Raw genomic sequence first — 19,949 nt, 5'->3', positions numbered from 1 at the left:
ACCCTTGCCCGCAGAACACAAGTCCGCCTCGCCAACGCTCACCGAGACGACGCCTATACTGACAGGCGTCCATCGACCCTGGAGGCACACCATGACCCACCCGCTTCACGCCACCCTGACCCTGGCCGCCACCCTTGGCCTTACCACCGGCAGCGCCTTCGCCTTCGAGCCCGCCGGCCAGGACGTCACCTATGACGTCGGCGGCGAGGCCTTCGAGGGCTACCTCGCCACCGCCGAGGGCGAGACCCGCGGCACCGTGCTGGTCATCCACGACTGGGACGGCCTCGACGACTACGAGCGAGAACGTGCCGACATGCTCGCCGAGCAGGGCTATGACGCCTTCGCCGTCGACCTCTACGGCCAGGGCAATCGCCCGGCGGAGATCGAGGCCAGGAAGGCCGAGACCGCGCGGCTCTACGAGGACCGAGAGCGCATGCGCAGCCTGACCCTGGCCGGCCTGGCCGAGGCCCGCAACCAGGGGGCCGCCCAACCCGCCGTGGTGATGGGCTACTGCTTCGGCGGCGCCGTGGTGCTGGAACTCGCCCGCTCCGGCGAGGCGCAGGACGTGGCCGGCTACGCCACCTTCCATGGCGGCCTGGCGACCCCCGAGGGCCAGTCGTACGACGCCGATACCGCCCCGATCCTGGTCGCCCACGGCGGCGCCGACCAGTCGATCTCGCTGGACGACGTCGCCACCCTCGGCAAGGAACTCGAGGCCGCCGGCGTCACCTACGAGATCCAGGTCTACTCCGGCGCCCCCCACGCCTTCACCGTCTTCGGCAGCGAACGCTACCAGCAGCGCGCCGACGAGAAGTCCTGGGCGGCCTTCCAGGACCTGCTCGACGAGGTGCTCTAACGCCTGGCGGCAGCGCCGGCGAGGATCCGGTGCTGCCGCGCCCCGCCGCCTGCTACAGTGATCGTGACCAGCCCCCGCGTCATGAGGTCACCATGCATATCACTCCTCTTTCCGGCAGCCGCAGCGAGATCGGCGAGGCCCACGGCCGCGCCCATGCCGGGCTGATCACCCACAGCCTCGAGGTCTACGACCGGCTGTTCCAGGACTTCGTGGGCCTGGACTGGGCCGGGGCGCGCCAGACGGCCAGCCGCTTCCTGCCGATGATCGAGCGCGGCTTCCCCGCCATCCTCGAGGAGATGGAGGGCATCGCCCGCGGGGCCGGGCTCGACTTCGAGGACATCCTCACCCTCAACTGCCGCAGCGAGATCTCGCTGACCCAGGCCAGCGGCGGCTGCTCCGCCTTTGCCCTGAACCGCGACGGCACCCAGTGGCTGGCCCAGAACTGGGACTGGCGCACCGACCAGTTGCACAACGTGGTGGCGCTGGAGATCAGCGGCCTCGACGCCCCCGTCCTGATCAGCATCGGCGAGGCCGGCATGGTGGCCAAGATCGGCATGAACGAGCACGGCATCGGGGTCTGCCTCAACGCCATCCGCTCGCAGACCTGCGGCGAGGGTCTGCCCATCCACGTCGCCCTGCGCAAGATCCTCGAGAGCCCCGACATGGACGGTGCCGTGGCCGTGGCCAGTCGCGACCGGGTCTGCTCGCCCGCCCACTTCCTGATCGCCAGTGCCGATGGCCAGGCGGCTGGTCTGGAGGTCCACCCCGGCGAACCCGGCCGACTGGCCCCCGAGGGCGGCCTGGTCACCCACACCAACCACCTCTATGCCCGCGCCGCGACCTGCCAGGTCGAGGACTTCCCGCGCCCCGACTCCCGCCCCCGCCTGGCGCGGCTGGATCGCCTGCTGCGCGAGCGGCTGCCCGCCGAGGGCGAGATCGGCGAGGGCGAGCTGTTCGCCGTCCTGAGCGACCATGACAACGCGCCGCTCTCCCTCTGCCGACACTTCAACCCCGACCAGCCCCCCGAGGAGCGCATGGAGACGCTGTTCTCGGTGGTGATGAACCTCACCCAGCGTCGCCTGACGCTGCGTCACGGCAAGCCCTGCGAGAGCGACGAGAGCCTGACGGTGAAGTTCGGTAGCGAGTGATGGCACGCCGCACCTGATACAGATCAAATGCGAAATCAATGCAAACGATAAGGATTGTCACTAGGCAGGGAGGGTGATAGCGTCATTCATGCGATTGATTATCATCACCAGGAAGGACGCCCCCATGAAGAAGCTGCTGTTCGCCGCCCTCTGCACCGGCCTGCTGGCCTCCACCGCCCAGGCCGAGGAACGCCCCGACCACTTCGAGGGCGAGGCCGCCGACACCCTGGCCGAGGCCGTGACCCAGTTCTCGGAGACCAACCGCCAGCTGGCCGAGCTGCTCGCCCAGGACGAGCTGAGCAACGCCGACCTCGGCACCATCCATGAGCTCACCTACACCCTGGAGAACGCCATGGCGAAGATCGACGAGGAGCTCGACACCATGGCCGTGGACCTTGAAGAGGTGCACCTGGGCTCCGAGAGCGTCGACCGCGAGCGCGTGCGCACCCACGGTGAGGCCTACCTCGAGGCCGCCCGGACCCTGGTCGAGTAGCCCCGCCCCCGCCTGCCCTCGCCGGGCGGGCACTCACCCTGCCAGCGCCTCCTCCACCAGGCCGCGCGCCTCGGCCGTCATCGGCAGCCCCAGCGCCAGCTCATGGGCCCGCGGTGACATCTTCTTCCAGGTCATCTGCACGATGCGGATCAGGTGGTCGTGGTCGATCTGCTTCGAGAAGTCGCCGAAGTAGTTCTCCAGGAACACCAGGCAGGCACAGTCCTCCACCGCCTGGGCGCCCGGGTCACGACCCAGGCCCTGCTTGCGGATCATCCGCGCCACCCGCTCGGCCTGCTCGGCGGTGTAGCCCGCCTCCTGCATCAGCCGGGCGGTGGTCTCGCCGGCCCGCTGGCCCTGGTCACGCCGCCAGGTGAGATAGCCCACTCGGCCCTCGGGGTAATCCGTGCGCGGCACCTGCCAGCGCTGCAGGTGCTGGCCGCGCACCGCGAGGCGCATCAGCTCGTCAGGATGTTCGTGCAGCCGCTCCAGCCAGGCACTCATGCGTCCGGCATGCCACAGCTCCTGGGGCACCGGCTCGCCATCCACCTCCACACGGCGCGGGTCCTCCGCGTGCAGGGCATCCAGGGCGGCGAGGGTCTGGTCAAGGGGGGAAAGGGGCATGGGTCTGGCCTCCGTGCTGAACAAGCGGGCCGGCCCGGCGATATCGCGCCACCGGGCCGGAACATCAGCCTGTTCTGACGCAAAACCCCAGACAGGTCAATCCTGTGGATCGTTGCCCTGAGCGGAGGGCGCCATTCCCCAGCCGGCCGGGATGTCGGCGCCCTCGAGGCCCTCGAAGCGGTCGGTGACGTAGGCGCCGTGACACGCCACGCAGGACTCGGTCATGCGCCCGTACAACGCTACCTGCCGGGCGGTGTCCCGGGCCTGGCCGGCTTCGGCCAGGGACGCCGAGAGCTCGTGCAGGGTCGCATCCATCTGCAGGAACGCCTGCGGCACGGCAGCCTTCAGGTCCTGGCGGTCCTCATCGGTCAACGACTGCTCGAGGATGAAGCTGTCGTGGATTGCCTGCCCCTTCTGCGCCACCACGGCGTGTCGGCCCTGCAGCATGGCGCTGTAGATCTCCTGCATCGCCTGCTCGATCTGCAGCATCTCCTTCTGCAGCAGGCCCTGCAGCTTGGGCGTCAGCTCGGACCGGACGGGGTCCGCCGCCAGGCTGGCCGTACTGGCCCCCAGCGTGACCAGGGTGCCCAGGACGAGGGCGCCTCGCCGGCCACAAGCAGGGGTCAACGATCGGCTAGCTAGGAGGAATAGCATGGCGGGTCTCCTCTATGGGCTTGCACCCTGAAAAGCGTAGTCGCCACCCGTAGGAGCCGCCTTGAGGCAGGTCAGTCCCGTCCCGGTCAGTCAGCCCCTGTCGCCACATAGCAGGCCGCTGCGCCGGATCTCCCCCATCCGCCCGTCGCCGATCCCCGCGATCCGGGTGAGCTCACTGGCCACCCGCCACGGCCGGCCGGCGATGATGTCCGCGGCGCGCGCCGGTCCTACGTGGGGCAGCTCTGCCAGGCGAGTGGCGTCGCTGTCGTTCAGGTCGATGCAGTTCGCCAGCCGCTGGGTCGCCACCAGCTCGCCGCTGCCGGCCTGGGTCGTGACCAGCGCCGCGCCGTTCAGTGTCAGATAGACCGGCGCATGGTCCGAGACCCGATCGCGCGCCGCCTGGTGGGCCAGGGGCAGCAGCTCAGGAAAACGCAGGATGCCCTGGTCGTCGGGGGCCAGCCGCCCGGCGTCGTACCAGAGGTTGTCATAGAGGCTGGCGTACTGGCCCGCCGTGGTCGCCAGGGTCGAGCGACCCTCGGTGATCGCGGGCCTGGCACCCCGCTCGCGAAGCGCTCGCCAGGCCGGATGGTCGGGCGGCAGGTTGAAGTCCCCCGCCAGCAAACGCGGCGCCCCCGGATGGACCTCGCCCAGCCACTGCCAGTAGTCGGCCAGCGCCTCGATCTCCGGCAGGCGGTCGCCCACGCTGTCGCCATAGACCACGTGCACGGTGGCCAGGGTGAAGGCCTTGCCGCTCTCCACGTCGCGGAAGCGCGCCGAGTAGGGCTCGCGCGAGAAGACATCGCCATGGTCGATGAACACCACGGCGCCATCCTCATAGGCCACCTCGCGCTCCCGCCACAGGAAGCCATAGTGCTCCTCGTAGGAGCTGCGCCCCAGGGCGTGGCTGGCCATGGAGGACCATGCCTCACCGGAGAGCGCCTCCAGCTCGCCCTCCAGTGCCTCGAGCGCCGCCGGGTCCATCAGTTCCTGCACCGCCAGCAGGTCGAAGTGGTTGGCCACATGAGCCACCTGCGGCATGGCCTTGTCGTTGTTCCAGCCCAGGTGCTTGATGTTCCAGCTGCCAACGATCACGTCGGCCTGGGCGAACAGGGGGAGCAGGGCCAGCAGCCCTGCGAGCCGGATACGGGGCATCCTTCCTCCGCGCAAAAGGCCGCCATCCTGGCGGCCTCGACCCGGATAATCAATCTCTTATCGAGAACTGGAGGGGGATGTCAGCGAAAGGAGATAAACAGCGCGAAGGCGGCAATGACCAGCAGGAACAGCGTCAGGCCGATGCGACGCGCCGGGATCCTCGAGTCGCCGAGCTGCAGGCGCTCGGGTGCCCGGGGATCGACGCGCCCGCGCAGCGTGCGGCCCTCGGGAAAGTCCGCCAGGCAGGCCTCGGCCGCCTCGCGGCTCGTAAAGGTGGGCGCGCCGTCGAAGCGGCCGTTGTCGGAGCGTACTTCCCGCCCCGCCACCCGATAGCGGACGTGCACCCGGGCCAGGTAGCGGCGTTCCTGGTCGGGCCCCTCGCGGTTCTGCACCCGGGACCCGAGCTCGACCAGCTCAGCCCCGGTCACGGTAGCCGCCACCTCCTGCCAGCGGCTGACGTGGCGGCGCTGCCAGACGCTTCGTGCAGAGAAGGCCGCACCCACCAGGGCGGCGATGGCGATCAGCAGGGGAATGTCGGGCATGTTCAGGCGCCCATCCTGTCGGCACCCGCCATGAAAGGGGTGCCGTGGCACAGGCAGTGGGGATCGGCGTCGTGGATATCGCGCGCGCCGTAACGCGCCAGGCGCCGCAGGTCCTGAAAATGGGCGATGGTGGGCATGGAAGGTCTCCCTGGCCTCGGTGAATGATGCCCGTCCTGAATATTCCCCCAGGGCATCAAGGTAAGCCAGCCCTGGCATGACGCTTCGACGCCATCACGGCTCGGATGGCGGCTTGCACCCCGCGTGGACCAGCGTTGGCGGCCGATAGGCCTCATCTTCCTGCCAGCGGCGCCACACCGAGGAGTCCACACTGACACCCACCGCCCGGTTGCCTTCCGCATCCCGGGCATAGTGCCGATGGTGTCTGCCATCGCCATCCCGATCCCACAGGGCACGGTAGCGGCGATAGAGGCCTGCCATGAACTCCGCGTAGGAGTCTCTCGGCGGCGCGCGATGGGCGTCGGCCGGGAGCTCGGCCCAATGCAGCGAGAGTCCCGCCATTGCGGCCTTGTCGCACATCCACCCATAGGCCAGGCTGGCCAGCGGATCGAAGCCACCGTCCTCCATCCGGTAGCCACCGCCCACGTTGGCATGGGCACCGATGAACCAGCGTTGCTCTACCTCGTCCTGGCTGGGCTTTTTCTCGCCCCCGACATGGGTCCAGAGGGCGGCATCGTAGGCCTTGCGGTGCTCATCCAGGGCCATCGCCTGGTAGGCCCGCTTCACGATCGACGACAGCTCGGTATCATGCCAGTCGAAGCGGCCATGTTCCGAGAAGTGGGTCCCGGGAATGCCCAGGGCCCCCACGGTATCCCATACCCCGATGAAGTCGATCTCGATCTCGCGGCTATAGCGCTCGCGGAACCTGCAGCAGGCCCTATCCCTGGGCGACAGCGTCTTGTCGCGGTAGAGGGCTTCGGCCTCCTTTACCAGGCCAGGCGTCGCGATGCGCAGCAGCCCGCACTTGCGGATCATCCCCACCAGGCTGCGCGCCGTATAGGCACCGCGGCTGAAGCCGAAGACGAAGACCTGGCCCCCATCAACGTAGTTGCGAACCAGCCAGTCATAGCCATGCTGCAGGTTACGGCTCAACCCCAGCCCGAATGCCCCGCCGACCAGGCGCTCCCACTGCCGCGTACCGACGCCCGGCTCGTAGTAGAAGCGCTGCCTGACGCCCTGGGCGTCGCGGTCATGGAGGTCCCGCGCCAGCCGATAGATATTGGTGCGGTCCTGGGGGTCGTTCCAGGTGCCGTCGAACAGCAGGATGAGGCGCTGCACGGGTTGTGACATCGGACGCACTCCTCTTCACGTCACGGCGTTTCACAGACCTTCGCTGCAGAGCCCCTTCTGACGACCCCACCCTCACCGGGTCGACCACCCGCAAGGCAGAGCCAGCTCAGGCGCTGACCTTCACGAAGGCCGACGTGGCCCTGAACTGCCCTGCGGCCTGGTCGAGCACGCCGAGCTTGCGCTGACGCTCTGCATCATCCGTCCCGCCCAGTTCGGCATGCAGCCGCTCTATCTCATGGACCTCGGCGAGCTGGGCGCCGAGCTCGGCGGCTTGCGCATTGCCGATCAGGTCGCCTATCGCCTCCTCCATGTGCTGGGAGTGGGTCAACAGCTCCTGACACTTTCCGTGAGGATAGTGCCCTTGCTTCAGCTCAGCGCTGGCTTCCTCGATGGTTGCCGCGATGGCCTCCAGAAACTCGGCCACCACCTGCTTGCGAGCCTGCCTCGCCTGGGACAGCTCCTCGCGAAGACTGAACAGCTTCTGCCCCACCGACAGAATGGTATCGATAATGGTCATCATGACTCGCCCCTTCGTTCTCGAACCGCAGCGGCGAAAGCCCCCGCGCGGCCCAGGCCAGGGCCTCCCTGCCATCGCATCAACGAGCCTTCAATGGCGTAAGCTTAGGTAACCCACCCCGGTCCCGCCATCGACACGCCGCCAACCGCGGTCGCCTCCCCTCACCCCGCCGGGGCCGCCTTGGCCTCGGCATCCAGCCGCTGGGCGGTTCTATCCACCCGCCGCAGCCAGGCAAGCAGCACCGCGCCCAGCGCCACGAAGCCGCCCGCCAGCCACAGCCCGGTGTCGTAGTGGCCGGTGGCCTCGGCGAGCATGCCGGTCAGCGCCGGGGCAATGATCTGTGCCGCGCCGTAGGCGAGTGTCATGCGCCCCATCAGCCGTGCCGGGCTCTGCGGGTAGAGCCGGCCGGCCATGGTCAGAACCAGGCTCACGCAGCCCAGGAAGGTGCCGCCGTAGAGCACCGCACTCGTCAGCACGCCGGCGAGGCTATCGGTCAGCGCCGGCAGCACGATGCCCACCACCTGCAAGGCCATGGCGCAGATCAGCGCGCCCAGGTAGCCGATGCGCCGGGCGATCAGGTCCCACAGCATCACCGCGGGGGCGGCGGCCAGCCCCACCAACGCGAAGGTCCAGTTGCCGGCGCCAGCCAGCAGCGGCTCCCGCTCGACGATGGCGACGATGAAGGTGGCGCTGATCACGTAGCCGTAGCCGGCGCAGAAGTAGGCGGCCAGCATCAGCCGCATAAAGGTGCGCGAAGGCGGGGAAGCCTGCTGATGACGGCTGCCACCGCCACCCTCGACCGGCTTTGCGGGTCGCGGCAGCCAGCGCCAGGCGGGCACCAGCAATGCCACGGCCAGGGCGGCGAAGCCCCACCACTGGGCCTGCCACTCCAGGGCGAGCCACCGCATCAGCTCCACCGCCAGGGCGGCCAGAAGGATGCCCAGCCCCAGGCCGGCGAAGTGGATGCCCAGTTCGCCGCGATGACGGTGCTGGATCAGCCAGTGCAGGATCAGCCCCGAGGCGAGCAGCATCGCCCCACTGCTCGAGAAGCCGGCCACGAAGCGCATGCCCGCCCACAGCCAGAAGCTGTCGGCCAGCGCCATGCCGGCGGTGGAGAGCACCGCCAGCAGCAGGGTGAGGCGATAAAGGGTGTCCTTGAGCCGGATGCTGTGGATCGAGGCCGCGACCAGCGCCCCCAGCATGTAGCCGGCGTAGTTGAGGGCGGCCAGCCAGCCGCCCTGGGCATCGCTCAGCCAGGTCTGCTGCTGCATCACCGGCAGCAGCGGCGTGTAGGCGAAGCGCGCCACGCCCACGCACAGCAGTTGGCTGAACAGCCCGGCCAGCAGCACCCGGTAGCGCGGAGAGAGAGGAGTGGATTGGGCCATGCCTGGCGCTCCGTCAGTCCCTGTCAGGGTGGATTTTCCTGCCATGGAGGGCCAGTTCGGCAGGGTAACGGCCTACCATACCGCACGCCCCCGGCTCTGACCGGGGGCGTGCGACCAAAAGGCAACGGCCAGGGCCCGATGTGAAACGCTCAGCGGCCCCTGACGGCAGGGGACGCCATGCGTGCCAACACATCCTCCTCGCCTGACCGCCGGTGCCAGGGCCTCATCACCATCTTGAGCCGGCGGGTCATCCCCGCGCCTGCGGGGACCGGCAGGGCAGCGACCTCGACCAGATCGGCGCCAACGGGTCATCCCCGCGCCTGCGGGGACCGGGTCGAGACGCCGACCGGCATGTGCCAGGCGGACGGGTCATCCCCGCGCCTGCGGGGACCGGTAGCCGAAGATGGCGTTGAGCCAGGAGCGTGACGGGTCATCCCCGCGCCTGCGGGGACCGGCGGGCCCCGCGGGGCACCGTCTACATCTACGACGGGTCATCCCCGCGCCTGCGGGGACCGGACCACGTCGGCAATCACGCCGTCCTCGGTCTTCGGGTCATCCCCGCGCCTGCGGGGACCGGAGCACCATCGCCAGTTCGTGGCCGTCGATGTCCGGGTCATCCCCGCGCCTGCGGGGACCGGTTCTACCCTGGGCATCTGGCGGTGCTTTCGACCGGGTCATCCCCGCGCCTGCGGGGACCGGTAGTTCCCTTGTCGTGTCGATCCACTGCATCCCGGGTCATCCCCGCGCCTGCGGGGACCGGACATAGTTCTGCCTGTGCGCGGCCAATATCTGCGGGTCATCCCCGCGCCTGCGGGGACCGGGACGGCGAGGCCGAAGACCGCAACACCACCACCGGGGCATCCCCGCGCCTGCGGGGACCGGACCAGGCGCGCGACGGCGCCCTGCAGCCGGCGCGGATCATCCCCGCGCCTGCGGGGACCGGGCGGCCCGCAAAATCGCAATCCACCGGCGGCGCGGATCATCCCCGCGCCTGCGGGGACCGGTCTGAGGAGAGACCCTATGTGGTTCCGCAACCGGATCATCCCCGCGCCTGCGGGGACCGGAAGGTCAGGGCCGGGCGGCCTGGATGACCTGGCGGATCATCCCCGCGCCTGCGGGGACCGGCTTGCCGGTAACTGCGAAGTCAAGTCCCGTTCCGGATCATCCCCGCGCCTGCGGGGACCGGGCCCGGGGCGTCGCCGCCTGGATGGCCGACGGCGGATCATCCCCGCGCCTGCGGGGACCGGTCTCGTTGCTGAGGCCGTCGACGATCTCGTTGCGGATCATCCCCGCGCCTGCGGGGACCGGCTGGCCGATCGTGGCGCCCCTGACCTCACCGCCGGATCATCCCCGCGCCTGCGGGGACCGGCGTGTCGCTTATGAAGTCGATAGCGGGTCTAGCGGATCATCCCCGCGCCTGCGGGGACCGGCTCAGCCGCTTGCCCTGGGCGGGATTGTCGATCGGATCATCCCCGCGCCTGCGGGGACCGGGCCCACGAGAACAACACCCGCGCCTATACCGACGGATCATCCCCGCGCCTGCGGGGACCGGCTGGAGCAGGCCAGGCGGACAGTGGTTCGCTCCGGATCATCCCCGCGCCTGCGGGGACCGGGCCTACCGCCGCGCCGCGCAGTTCCGCCTCGGCGGATCATCCCCGCGCCTGCGGGGACCGGTTCGTCATCTTCTCGACTCCTGCGTCTAGGGACGGATCATCCCCGCGCCTGCGGGGACCGGGACACAATGCGACGGCTCGCCTTGTCGGCCTGCGGATCATCCCCGCGCCTGCGGGGACCGGGTCACCGGGTCCAATCCCAGCAGTTCAGCGGCCGGATCATCCCCGCGCCTGCGGGGACCGGTTCGACACGTCCATTTTGATGCGCACACCTACCGGATCATCCCCGCGCCTGCGGGGACCGGACGCGCAAGAAAAGCAAGCGCTGGTTCAGCGACGGATCATCCCCGCGCCTGCGGGGACCGGATGCCCACCTCCTGTCAGTAGTGACCGAGCCGCGGATCATCCCCGCGCCTGCGGGGACCGGGTCGTTATAGCCTTCTTGGGGGCGTTTGTTATCGGATCATCCCCGCGCCTGCGGGGACCGGCCCGGGATCGCCAGGATGCTCGCGGGCCTGGGCGGATCATCCCCGCGCCTGCGGGGACCGGCTCGGCAATGGCTATTCGGTCAGTTCGGCCAGCGGATCATCCCCGCGCCTGCGGGGACCGGACGCTAGCCCCCGACGCCACCCGCATCGGGGGCGGATCATCCCCGCGCCTGCGGGGACCGGACTAATTGTAGACACCTGTTTACAAAGAAGAAAACCGCCAGCGGAATTTCCACCGGCGATTTTGCTTGCTTTTCAACCAGACTAGATTGTTAAAGATCTCTATAAATCAATCAGTTGGTCGAGACGGCAGAAAACGCACCAGCCGTAAACCATCATGATCGATCGGCTCGCGGCGGTTATCGCCATACGTTTGGAATTCGAAGCCGGACTCATGGTTGCTGGCCCAGGCCATGGCGACACTGCCCTCCTCAGCCAGTGCACTGATCTGCTCCCAGATCGTTTCTCGTACACGCTTGGAGACATCGCCCACATAAACACCGGCGCGAATCTCAAGCAGCCAGACGGCGAGTCGGCCGCGCAGGCGCGGCGGCACCGCTTCGGTCACCACCACCAGCATTGCCATATCACTTGCTCCGATGTCCCTGGTCGCCGACGGATTCAGGCTCGGGAATGGCCGGCGGCATGGCCTCTGGGGCTGGGGGCGGCGGTTCAATCTCACCGGCAGCCAGCACCTCCTCGATCATCGGGATCAGTCGCTGCAACAGCTTGGTCTGCTTAAAGGCGTCGCGGCAGGCAATACGCACCTCGCGCTCGGGCGAGATCGGATTGCGCGCCGCTACCCGAAAGGCGGCCGGCACCACCGTCTCGAACTTCACGATATCGGCGATATCGTAGACGAAGCTCTGCGGCTTGCCGGTATGCAGGAAACCGATGGCCGGCGCGTACCCCGCCGCCAGAATCGCCGCTTCGGTGATGCCGTAGAGACAGGCGGTGGCGGCGGAAAGGCACTGATTGGCCACATCGGAGGCGCTCCACTGGCTGGGGTCGTAGCGACGCCCCTGCCACTTCACGCCGTATTGCCTGGCGAGCAGCTGATAGGTCTTGCGCACCCTGGCGCCCTCCATGCCGCGCAGCTGTTCCACGCTGCGCCGAGAGGGCGGCGGCTCCCCGAAGCGAAGCTCGAACATCTTGCGCACGACCTTCAGCCGCAGCGAGTCATCCAGCGCCAGCTGCGCCTGGTAGAGCAGCTTGTCGGAGCGCGCCCCGCCGGGCTGACCCGCGCTGTAGAGGCGAACCCCGGCATCGCCCACCCAGATCAGCAGGGTGCCGACGACCGAGGCCAGCTTGACGGCGGCGTGGGAGATCCGCGTGCCCGGTTCCAGCAACAGGCAGGCGACCGAGCCCACCGGGATATGCATGCGCTCCCCGTTGACCTCGTCGATGACGACGAAGGCACCATCGCGCACATCGATCTGCCCCATGCCGACGAAGATCATCGACATGCGGTCCTTCTCGGGAATCGGCTTGAGCGGTATGAATCCCATCCCGGCCTCCCTGCCCGCAAGGTGGTGCTATGGACGCCGCAACAGCAGCAGGCCACAGCCGAACGCCTTGGCGCGCCCCACGCCCTGCGCCAGGGTCTCGACCAGCCGCCCCGGCTCGACGACCTCCAGCAGCCCTTCGTAGTCGACGCTGGAAAATCGGATTGGGCGGCCCTTGTCTTTCGACAGGGCGTGCTGGCGATAGGCCCCCACTTCCGGGGCCACCGGCAGGCGGAAGCCCCAGGCACCGGCACGCTCCTCGAGCCAGCCTCGAGCGGCGGCATCCATCGCGTCGGCGCACGCCTGACTCTTCCTGTCTCCGCCCGACTCGAAGGGATACTTGGCGGCCATCAGGACATCGGCGCGCTGCCCACGCTGGCCCGTCACCGACTTCGCTATCGTGGGGTTGGCTCGCAACCGGAAGGCGAGCCTATCCCCGGCCTCCAGCACCGGTGCAAACGGCTTGCACTGCGCCTCGAGCAGTCCGGCAATCGGTTGCGGTTCGCGGTCCGACAGCACATAGAACAGCGGCAGTCCTTTTGGCACTCCGTCTTCGCCGGACTCCTCCATTTCTTGACGATACAGGAAGGGGCGAGCGCCCTGATGATCCGGAAACAGCCGCCAGAGCAGCTGATGGGCGGCGTAGGCCCTGCCATCCATGATGTCGAACAGGACGCCTCGAGAGAGGCCGTTCAGGTCGACACGCACACGAGAAAGGTACATTAGCGCTCCTCCCCTGCCCGGACCATGCGGCGATATTCGGTGCGCGGACCAAACTGCCAACGCCGGCGATGGAGTGGGTCATCCCAGGCTTCGCTGGACTCCACGCCGCGACCATTGCCGTCCAGACGTTCCGCATCACCTTCCCAGGCGTAGAGCGAATTATCCGGCAGCCTCAACGCCCGGTGCTCCTCTTCGGTGGTTCTTCCACACAGCGGCGGAAAGTCGGTGTCCAGAGCGTCTCGCAGACAGGCGACGGTCTTGCGACGGGGTGCAAGCGGCGCCCCCGGCGGGCACGCCTTGCGCCCCAGGTAGAGCGGGAAGTAGGGCGACTCGAGCGCCCGTTCCAGCGCCTCGAGCGCCAGCTCCGCCCGGGGCATCAGCCAGACGGCGACCGTCCACAGGCCATCGCAGCGGTAGTCCCGGCTGGAAAGGATGGTGTTGATAACCTTTTTTGGGGCATTCAATTCGTCTCGTCGTGTGCGATAGGTCACCCTGGACTGCGAGGCCGGGACCTGTACCGTGTGGTAGTCGCGCAGCAGGCTGCCGGGTGAACGCTGCTTGATGGCGATGCCGAGGCTGTCACGCAGCCGGCGCTGCCCCTCGTCGTCATCGCGGCGTACCCCCAGCGCCGCGCCGAGCAGTCCAATGATGGCGCTGCGCCGCGGGTAGGTGGCGGTCGGGCGCGACTCGCCCACCGCGGCCTCGCCCCAGCTGGCGAGCGGCGCGTAGAGCCTAAAGATCAGATACTCCGTCATGAGCTCTCCTTACTGCTCGCTGGACAGGAAGTCGATCAGCTCAGACAGGCTGCCCTTGAGCACCCTACCGGACAGCTGCGGCTCCGGATAATCGGGGTCGGCCGCCACGATAAAGCGCTTATCGGCACCGGGGCCATAGGCGGCGTCGAAGGCCTGCGCCTGACGCTCCAGGCGCGCGATGGCATCCAGTGCCTGATCCTGCCCGGCCACGGGACGCAGGAAGGCTGCCGAGAGTGAGCGCGGCTGCTGTCCGCCCGTCTCGGCCAGCGCATAGCTGGCGTGGGCGCGGGAGCCGAAGCTGTTCTGCTTGCCCTTGGGCGAGGTCTTCACGGCGGCCTCCACCAGGGCCGCGATGGCCCGATCGGCCAGCGCCACGTCACCGTCCAGATTCTCGATCAGCTGTCGGCGATCGATACATACGTAGCCGTAGAACAGGCCCGCGCCAAACCCGGCCTCGCCGACGTGCGCCGCGCCGCGATGCTCGTCACCGCTGTTCAGATCGTCCACTGCCGTGAAGTAGTCGTCCTCCACTTCTGCGGCATGCACGGTGATGGCATGGGCGACCTGGCAGGCGGCCTCGACGTTATACGCGGGCGAGGCCGCGAGCATGCGGCCGAACAGCGCGATATCCACGGCCGACGGCTTGTGGCGCAGCAGCTTGAGGTCTTCCTTCTCCGGCGCGCGTTGCTCGTCGGCCAACTTCTCCACCAGGGCGTCGACCGCAGCCTGCTCCTCGGGGCCGACATGCACCAGCTGACTGGTTTCCAGCTCGCCCTTGGACACGTCGCCGAAGACCTTGGCGATCTCCGTGGCCCACGCCTTGGCATCCTTCTCCTTCACGCCCTTTTCCTGCAGGCGCGTGGCGGCCTGGACGCCCACCTGTTTGGTACGCATGCCGCGATGCTGACCCACGGCTTCTTCAAACAGTGCTGAGGTGCGCCAGGTGCGCTTGAGGCTCTGCGACGAGACGCGCAGGCGCTTGGCGCCGCCCATGATGGCGGTCTTGGGCCGGCCCAGGTCATCACGGTTGAGGTTGGCCGGCGGATAGGCGGTGAGCAGATGCAGCTGAATGAAGTGGCTCATGGAATTGGCTCCCTGTCGTGGTTGACGGATCACGGGGTGTCTGTCCGGTAGCCGGCGGCGGCACCGAAGTAGTCGTTGGCCCAGATGAAACCGAGACGCTGTGTCGGCTTGGGTGACACTCCACCCTGGTACTCCCGCCACCACAGCGCGATGTCGCCGGCCAGATGAACGACGCTGACGCCGCGCTTGTCGATCAGCGCGAGAGCACGGCGCAAGCGCTGAACCAGCTCCTCCGGCGTGCGCGACGTCATCAGCTGCTGAAAGCGCAGCTCGCTCATGCACGGCTTGCCGGTTTCACGCTTCTGCTGACCTAGCGCGGCCCCCAGCGGCATCCCGGGACGCTCCTCGCGCAGCTCGGCCACCACCAGGGCGATGCAGGACCAAGCCTGCAGCCGCCGATTGCGCCGCCATTCGGGCTGGTCCACAGTGTCCGGAAGCTGATGCCAGAGGTGGCGAAACGCTTCCGTAAGCATCGCCGCCTCGGTGGTGTCGCAGCGCCTCAGCGTTGCCCGCAGGCCCTTGGGCCAGGGCGGAAGGGACATATGAGCCTTGAGCGTCTCTGCCGGCAGCGTCAGGCGCTGCCACCAGCGCCGCAGGGCCTCGGCTTCCCCGCGCTCGATGGCATGGAGCCGCTCCGGCACGCGCGATGACGCCTCGGCTTCCGGGGCAAGTTGCACTTCACTCACGATACGCTCTCCTCGGTGGCGGCCGGCGCGGCGGTCAGGCGAAAGCCGCCGGTCTCGGCAAATTCACGAATGGCCTTGCTGCCCTTGCTGCCCTTGCTGCGTCCAGCCAGGAAGCCCTGCAGCTGTCGCCACGCCGCGGTGGCACGCTTGAGGTCCACCGCCTCCAGCGCCCCGCTCAGCGCCTGCTCCTCGAACAGCGCCATGGCCTCGCGCCTGAGCGTGCGATACCAGCGCTCGGCCACCTCGGAAGGCAAGCACGGGGGGCCGTCAGCCGCGGCGAGAGTTTCCTGGAAGCCCTGCAGGACCCCAAAGAAGGCGCCCTGCGTCGCGTCATAGAACGCCAGGTCGAGATGGCTCATATCGCCCTTGGCCTCGGCGGGTCGATCGAACCAGGCCTGCTTGATCTGGGTGCGCACCATCCAGGCGATCTGCCTGGCCAGATCGGTGTAGTGCTGGACCCAGGCACGCAGCTGCTCCTGCTGTGCGGGCGGAACGGCCACCAGCGGCATCTCGACGCCGAACCAGCCGCGGGGCTTCATGTTGTCCATGTCGTAGCCGAAGGCCCACAGCCGAGCATGCTTCAGCAGTGCCGCGATTTCTTCCCCGGCCCGGCGCTCCTCATCGACGGCCTGTACCTTGCGGGAGACGTAGTCCTGAACAGCCAGGGCGGGCAGCGCACCGCTGCCATCGGCGTCCTGCAGCACCAGGTTGGACCAGTGCTGATACCCCAGGCCGCCGGGCTGGCCCTTGGTGGACAGCGGCGGCTCATTGGGCTTCTTGGGATCCCGACGGTAGGGCGTCAGCGGATGCAGCCAGGGGCCGTCATAGTTGATCCCCTGCTTCCTGGCGCGGATACGACCCACGGAACGCGCGGTGTCGCGGCCACAGAGATCACAGACACACGATTCGTCCTCGAAGAGCAGCCGGAAACGACGCGGCATCGACCAGTAGGGGTGCAGCGGATGCATGTTCTCGGGCAGAGCCTCGGTGCCCTTCCTGTCACTGACGCGGGTCGGCGCCATCCACGGGAAAAGGCTGTCATCATCGGCGCGCGGAGGCTGCCATGATTGCCCGGAGCGAGCGAGCGCCCTGGGCGTCACGACGTTCCTCCAGAGCCGAGACCATAGGCTGGCGTCGGTCGACTCCGGCAACACCAGCGTGGTCAGCGGTCCGCCGCCGCGCAGGCCGACGCGAATGCCCGCCCCACCGGCCGGGGCATTGATCTGCATGGTAAACAGGGCAAGCGCCGCACAGTCTTCGCACATCGCCTTGACCCGCCCGCGCTTCACGAAGAAATCGGTGTTGTTCTTGATGCCGTTCGCGCCCGGCGCGTCGATCAGCAGGCCGCTGACCGTGGCCTCCTTGACGTCCTCGAGCGGATCGAGGTCCTGCATGAAGCGCGGTCCTTCGCCGTCAAGCTCGAAGGCAGCGACGAAGGGCGAAAAGGCGGCATCGAGCTCACCGACGCCGGGCGGCTCGAGAAAGCGATCCAACCAGGCGCCTTGATCCTCCGGCGGCAGCGCCGTCTGCAGCAGGCCGATCAGGAACTGGTAGGCCGCGCCCTGGAAGTCGGCCCGCGGCAGGGCGAGATCGATGATCTCGGGATCGGCCATCACGTTGGGAGGCCGGTGGACGATGGCACCGTCCCTGGTACGAAAAGGCAGCCACGGCTCATTAAGCAGATTCACATCCATCTCCCTGATTGTCCGTTGTCATGGAGAACCTCACCCCCCACTGGGCGTCATAGGCGCAGCCGGGATCGGCCTCGACCAGCCAGGGGCGGGTGAAGTGCAGCGCCTTGTGGCGCCCCTGCAGGACCTTCCAGCGGTCCTGGTCGCCGGCCGACAGGTCCGCCAGCTTCTCCGCCTGGCTCTGGCGCAGCTTTACCTGGCTGAGCATGGCCGCATGGCGCTCGCCTTCGGCCCACAGCACCGGCTCGCCGTCGATGTCACGCTTCAGCAACACAACGTTCACTGTGGGCTCGTCGACCAGCCGAGTGCCTATCTCCCGCTCCTCCTGCCATTGGTCGATCTCCGGCTGACGAAGGTAGCCCTGCTCGAGCGACAGGGCGTTGAAGTGGGCCATGGAAACGGCCACGCCCTGCATGCCGCGCTGCTCCCACCTGGCCTCCTGGAGATCATCCGGCACCAGCTCGGCGATGTTGCCGTAGACGCTCTCGATCAGCTCGCGCGCCTCCCCGGGCATGCGGATCGCACCAAGTTCACGAAGCGTGCGCTGGGTCAGCCACAGCAGGGACGTATCGCGGTAGACCGCCTGAGTGCCCGGCAGGACACGCTTCAGCCACTGGGCATCCGGCGCATCGCTCCATTCGGGGGCCAGGACGCTGAGCACCGGGGCGCGGCGCGAGCCACGGACGTGACGCTGCAGGCGCCCGGCGCGCTGAATCAGCAAGTCGATGGGCGCCAGATCGCTGATCATGAGATCCACGTCGCAGTCGAGCGATTCCTGGAAGACCTGGGTACTGATCAGTACCTGGCCGCGACGCCGGTCGGGGGTAGAGGCCTTGCCCAGCCGCTCGAGGACGTCCGATTCGATGAGCTGGCGATCCACCATCGCGAAGCGGCTATGAAAAAGCAGGCAGCGCTCGGGATCGGGGTGACGTTGGCGAAGCTGCTCAAAGGCGCGAATGGCGTCGTCCACGGTGTTGCGCACCCAGGCGACGCACTCCCCCGCCTCGACCGCCGCCATCACGGTCTCGAGCGCGTCCTCCTCAGCGGCCAGCCAGTCGATGCCCACCTCGCGGGCTACCTCAGGCCGGGTGGCCAACGGGGTCTCGTGCTCCAGCTCCTCACCCACTTGAGTCAACAGCGGGAACGCCTCTTCCTGAAGCTTGGCCGACGCCTGTCCCAGCCCTTGTCGCCATGCCATGGCCAGAGCCTCGCGCATGGCAAGCGGCATGGTGGCCGTCAGCAGAATGGCGCTGCCGCCCTGGCGGGCGTGATGGGTCAGCAGCTGATGGAGCAGGGTCTGCATGTAGTGATCGTAGGCATGCACCTCATCGACGATCAGCACCTTGCGTGCCAGGCCATAGAGGCGCAGCGACTGATGCCGAAAGGGCAGCAGCCCCATCAGCGCCTGATCGATGGTGCCGACGCCCACGTCGGCCAGCAGCGATTTCTTGCGCGAATCGGCCAGCCAGCGATTGCAACGCGTGGTGGCCGTCATGTCGTCGGTGGCGTAGTCCCGATCTTCCGGCTGCGCCGCCGCCACGGCCTGCATGAAGGCGTCGTTCAGCTCCCGGGCACCGTGGGCCAACACGCAGGAGGGCCGTGAGGCCTCGGTATAGAAGCGGTGATGCAGTCGGCCGAGACGCTCGTACATGGCGTTGGAGGTCGCCATGGTCGGCAAGGCGAAATAGAGCCCCTCGCCCTGACCGGCCGCCAGCAGACGCTGGGCGAGGATACAGGCCGCCTCGGTCTTGCCTGCCCCCGTCACGTCCTCGAGGACAAAGAGCTGCGGACCGTCGCCGATGGACAGGCGCTCGGCCTCCCGCTGCAGCGGGGTCGGCGTGATCGCCTGCCCGCCGAACCAGCTGGCAAGCCCGGCATAGGGCACAGGCTCGGGTGGCTGTGCAAAGCCGCTATCCTGCAGCGCCTGGTCGGCCCGTTCACGTGCGATCGGCCAGTAGTCGGCCAGCGGCATGGCCTCCTGGCAGTAGGCGAAGTGGTCACGATTGGAACCCAGCCAGTCGCTGAGCGTCGCCCAGCCTGCAATCGTCCAGCTCACGGCCAGGAAGGCGTCTCGCCACTGTGGCGATGTCAGCCGGTCGAGCGGCCAATCGAGGTCGATCACCTTCGCCCAGTCGGCGACGAAATGGCGTGCGGCCTTGCTATCGGCAGCGAAATCATCCTCACCGAAGAACTGATCCACACACAGATTTCCGGCCTCTACCGGCTGGCCATGGTGACCGAACATCGGGGCCAGCAAGGCGCGCAGCGACTCCGCCAGCTGCCGGCGCTCACGGCGCGGCGGCAGCGCGACGGAGTCTTTCAGCGTGCCGTCCTGCCACCACTCGATCCAGCAGGACTGCCACACCAGCGCTCCCAGTCGATCATGGCGTTCGGTGTAGGCGAGACGCTCGATGGGCGGCACAAGGTCGACGCCTTCCGGCTGGGCCAGCCCCTGAAAGGCACGCGCGAACTTGCCAAGGTCATGCAACCCGAGCAGGAAAACGAGAAGTCGGCGAAGCGCGTCAGGGGGGATATTCAACTGCTGGGAAAGTCGCTGCGCCAAGGGCCGTTCAGGGGCGAGTAGAGTCCAGCCGACGGCGGCCACATCCAGGCTGTGATAGGGCAGTAGGTGGCAGCTATCGCCCTCACCCACCGCTTTCGCCTTGCCCCAGTAGAGGTGATACAACATCCCTGTCTCTCACATTATTTCGTCGCCATCTCCATACAAG

General features: G+C 68.0%; 19 protein-coding genes and 1 CRISPR repeat array. Of the genes, 3 read left to right on the top strand and 16 right to left on the bottom strand.

The window, feature by feature from the left end; all coding sequences use genetic code 11:
• The first annotated feature begins 91 nt into the window (after positions 1-91).
• The 3 genes from DFP85_RS02500 to DFP85_RS02490 all read left to right on the top strand — a co-directional run bounded on the left by DFP85_RS02500 (position 92) and on the right by DFP85_RS02490 (position 2,497).
• Positions 92-856 carry a dienelactone hydrolase family protein gene (locus tag DFP85_RS02500; RefSeq protein WP_133634627.1) on the top strand — a complete coding sequence of 255 codons (765 nt, stop codon included), beginning with the start codon at positions 92-94 and terminating at the stop codon, positions 854-856.
• A 92-nt stretch (positions 857-948) separates the two neighbouring features.
• Entirely contained in the window at positions 949-2,004 is a 1,056-nt protein-coding gene (locus tag DFP85_RS02495; RefSeq protein WP_133634625.1) for a C45 family autoproteolytic acyltransferase/hydrolase, read from the top strand.
• A gap of 124 nt (positions 2,005-2,128) precedes the next feature.
• Positions 2,129-2,497, top strand: a complete 369-nt coding sequence (locus DFP85_RS02490; RefSeq protein ID WP_133634623.1) for a DUF6746 family protein — start codon at positions 2,129-2,131, stop codon at positions 2,495-2,497.
• A 33-nt stretch (positions 2,498-2,530) separates the two neighbouring features.
• Here DFP85_RS02490 and DFP85_RS02485 read toward each other — a convergent pair whose 3' ends face one another.
• The 16 genes from DFP85_RS02485 to cas3 form a co-directional block, all read right to left on the bottom strand.
• Entirely contained in the window at positions 2,531-3,118 is a 588-nt protein-coding gene (locus DFP85_RS02485) for a DUF4202 domain-containing protein (protein WP_133634621.1), read from the bottom strand.
• 96 nt (positions 3,119-3,214) lie between these two features.
• Complete coding sequence (locus DFP85_RS02480) at positions 3,215-3,772, bottom strand: hypothetical protein (RefSeq protein ID WP_133634619.1); 558 nt, start codon at positions 3,770-3,772, stop codon at positions 3,215-3,217.
• 90 nt (positions 3,773-3,862) lie between these two features.
• A complete protein-coding gene (locus DFP85_RS02475) occupies positions 3,863-4,924 on the bottom strand; it encodes an endonuclease/exonuclease/phosphatase family protein (protein ID WP_133634617.1) in 1,062 nt (353 codons plus the stop codon).
• Between the two features lie 80 nt (positions 4,925-5,004).
• Positions 5,005-5,466 (bottom strand): DUF3592 domain-containing protein, encoded by a 462-nt coding sequence (locus DFP85_RS02470; protein WP_166644575.1) that lies wholly within the window; start codon positions 5,464-5,466, stop codon positions 5,005-5,007.
• 2 nt (positions 5,467-5,468) lie between these two features.
• Complete coding sequence (locus DFP85_RS19185) at positions 5,469-5,603, bottom strand: hypothetical protein (protein ID WP_279512915.1); 135 nt, start codon at positions 5,601-5,603, stop codon at positions 5,469-5,471.
• A 94-nt stretch (positions 5,604-5,697) separates the two neighbouring features.
• Entirely contained in the window at positions 5,698-6,774 is a 1,077-nt protein-coding gene (locus DFP85_RS02465; protein WP_133634613.1) for a DUF2235 domain-containing protein, read from the bottom strand.
• Positions 6,775-6,880: 106 nt separating this feature from the next.
• Positions 6,881-7,294, bottom strand: a complete 414-nt coding sequence (locus DFP85_RS02460) for a hypothetical protein (RefSeq protein WP_133634611.1) — start codon at positions 7,292-7,294, stop codon at positions 6,881-6,883.
• A gap of 158 nt (positions 7,295-7,452) precedes the next feature.
• Entirely contained in the window at positions 7,453-8,676 is a 1,224-nt protein-coding gene (locus tag DFP85_RS02455; protein ID WP_133634609.1) for a YbfB/YjiJ family MFS transporter, read from the bottom strand.
• Between the two features lie 243 nt (positions 8,677-8,919).
• Positions 8,920-10,960: a CRISPR direct-repeat array (repeat unit 29 nt; unit sequence CGGATCATCCCCGCGCCTGCGGGGACCGG).
• 106 nt (positions 10,961-11,066) lie between these two features.
• Positions 11,067-11,363 (bottom strand): type I-E CRISPR-associated endoribonuclease Cas2e, encoded by a 297-nt coding sequence (gene cas2e / locus DFP85_RS02450; RefSeq protein ID WP_133634607.1) that lies wholly within the window; start codon positions 11,361-11,363, stop codon positions 11,067-11,069.
• A gap of 1 nt (position 11,364) precedes the next feature.
• Positions 11,365-12,285, bottom strand: coding sequence for a type I-E CRISPR-associated endonuclease Cas1e (gene cas1e, locus DFP85_RS02445; protein ID WP_133634605.1), 921 nt, complete (start codon positions 12,283-12,285; stop codon positions 11,365-11,367).
• A gap of 27 nt (positions 12,286-12,312) precedes the next feature.
• On the bottom strand, positions 12,313-13,005 hold the full coding sequence (cas6e, locus tag DFP85_RS02440; protein WP_133634603.1) for a type I-E CRISPR-associated protein Cas6/Cse3/CasE: 693 nt from the start codon (positions 13,003-13,005) through the stop codon (positions 12,313-12,315).
• Positions 13,005-13,760 carry a type I-E CRISPR-associated protein Cas5/CasD gene (gene cas5e, locus DFP85_RS02435; protein WP_133634601.1) on the bottom strand — a complete coding sequence of 252 codons (756 nt, stop codon included), beginning with the start codon at positions 13,758-13,760 and terminating at the stop codon, positions 13,005-13,007. Before cas5e ends, cas6e begins: the two co-directional genes overlap by 1 nt.
• Positions 13,761-13,769: 9 nt before the next feature.
• Complete coding sequence (cas7e, locus tag DFP85_RS02430; RefSeq protein ID WP_133634599.1) at positions 13,770-14,843, bottom strand: type I-E CRISPR-associated protein Cas7/Cse4/CasC; 1,074 nt, start codon at positions 14,841-14,843, stop codon at positions 13,770-13,772.
• Between the two features lie 29 nt (positions 14,844-14,872).
• A complete protein-coding gene (gene casB / locus DFP85_RS02425) occupies positions 14,873-15,529 on the bottom strand; it encodes a type I-E CRISPR-associated protein Cse2/CasB (RefSeq protein WP_243737182.1) in 657 nt (218 codons plus the stop codon).
• A complete protein-coding gene (gene casA / locus DFP85_RS02420) occupies positions 15,526-17,223 on the bottom strand; it encodes a type I-E CRISPR-associated protein Cse1/CasA (RefSeq protein WP_243737181.1) in 1,698 nt (565 codons plus the stop codon). Before casA ends, casB begins: the two co-directional genes overlap by 4 nt.
• On the bottom strand, positions 17,204-19,909 hold the full coding sequence (cas3, locus tag DFP85_RS02415; RefSeq protein WP_133634595.1) for a CRISPR-associated helicase Cas3': 2,706 nt from the start codon (positions 19,907-19,909) through the stop codon (positions 17,204-17,206). Before cas3 ends, casA begins: the two co-directional genes overlap by 20 nt.
• Between the last annotated feature and the right edge of the window lie 40 nt (positions 19,910-19,949).

The sequence above is a fragment of the Halomonas ventosae genome (assembly GCF_004363555.1).
Classification (GTDB): Bacteria; Pseudomonadota; Gammaproteobacteria; order Pseudomonadales; family Halomonadaceae; genus Halomonas; species Halomonas ventosae.
This window is presented reverse-complemented; position numbering and strand designations above follow the sequence as displayed.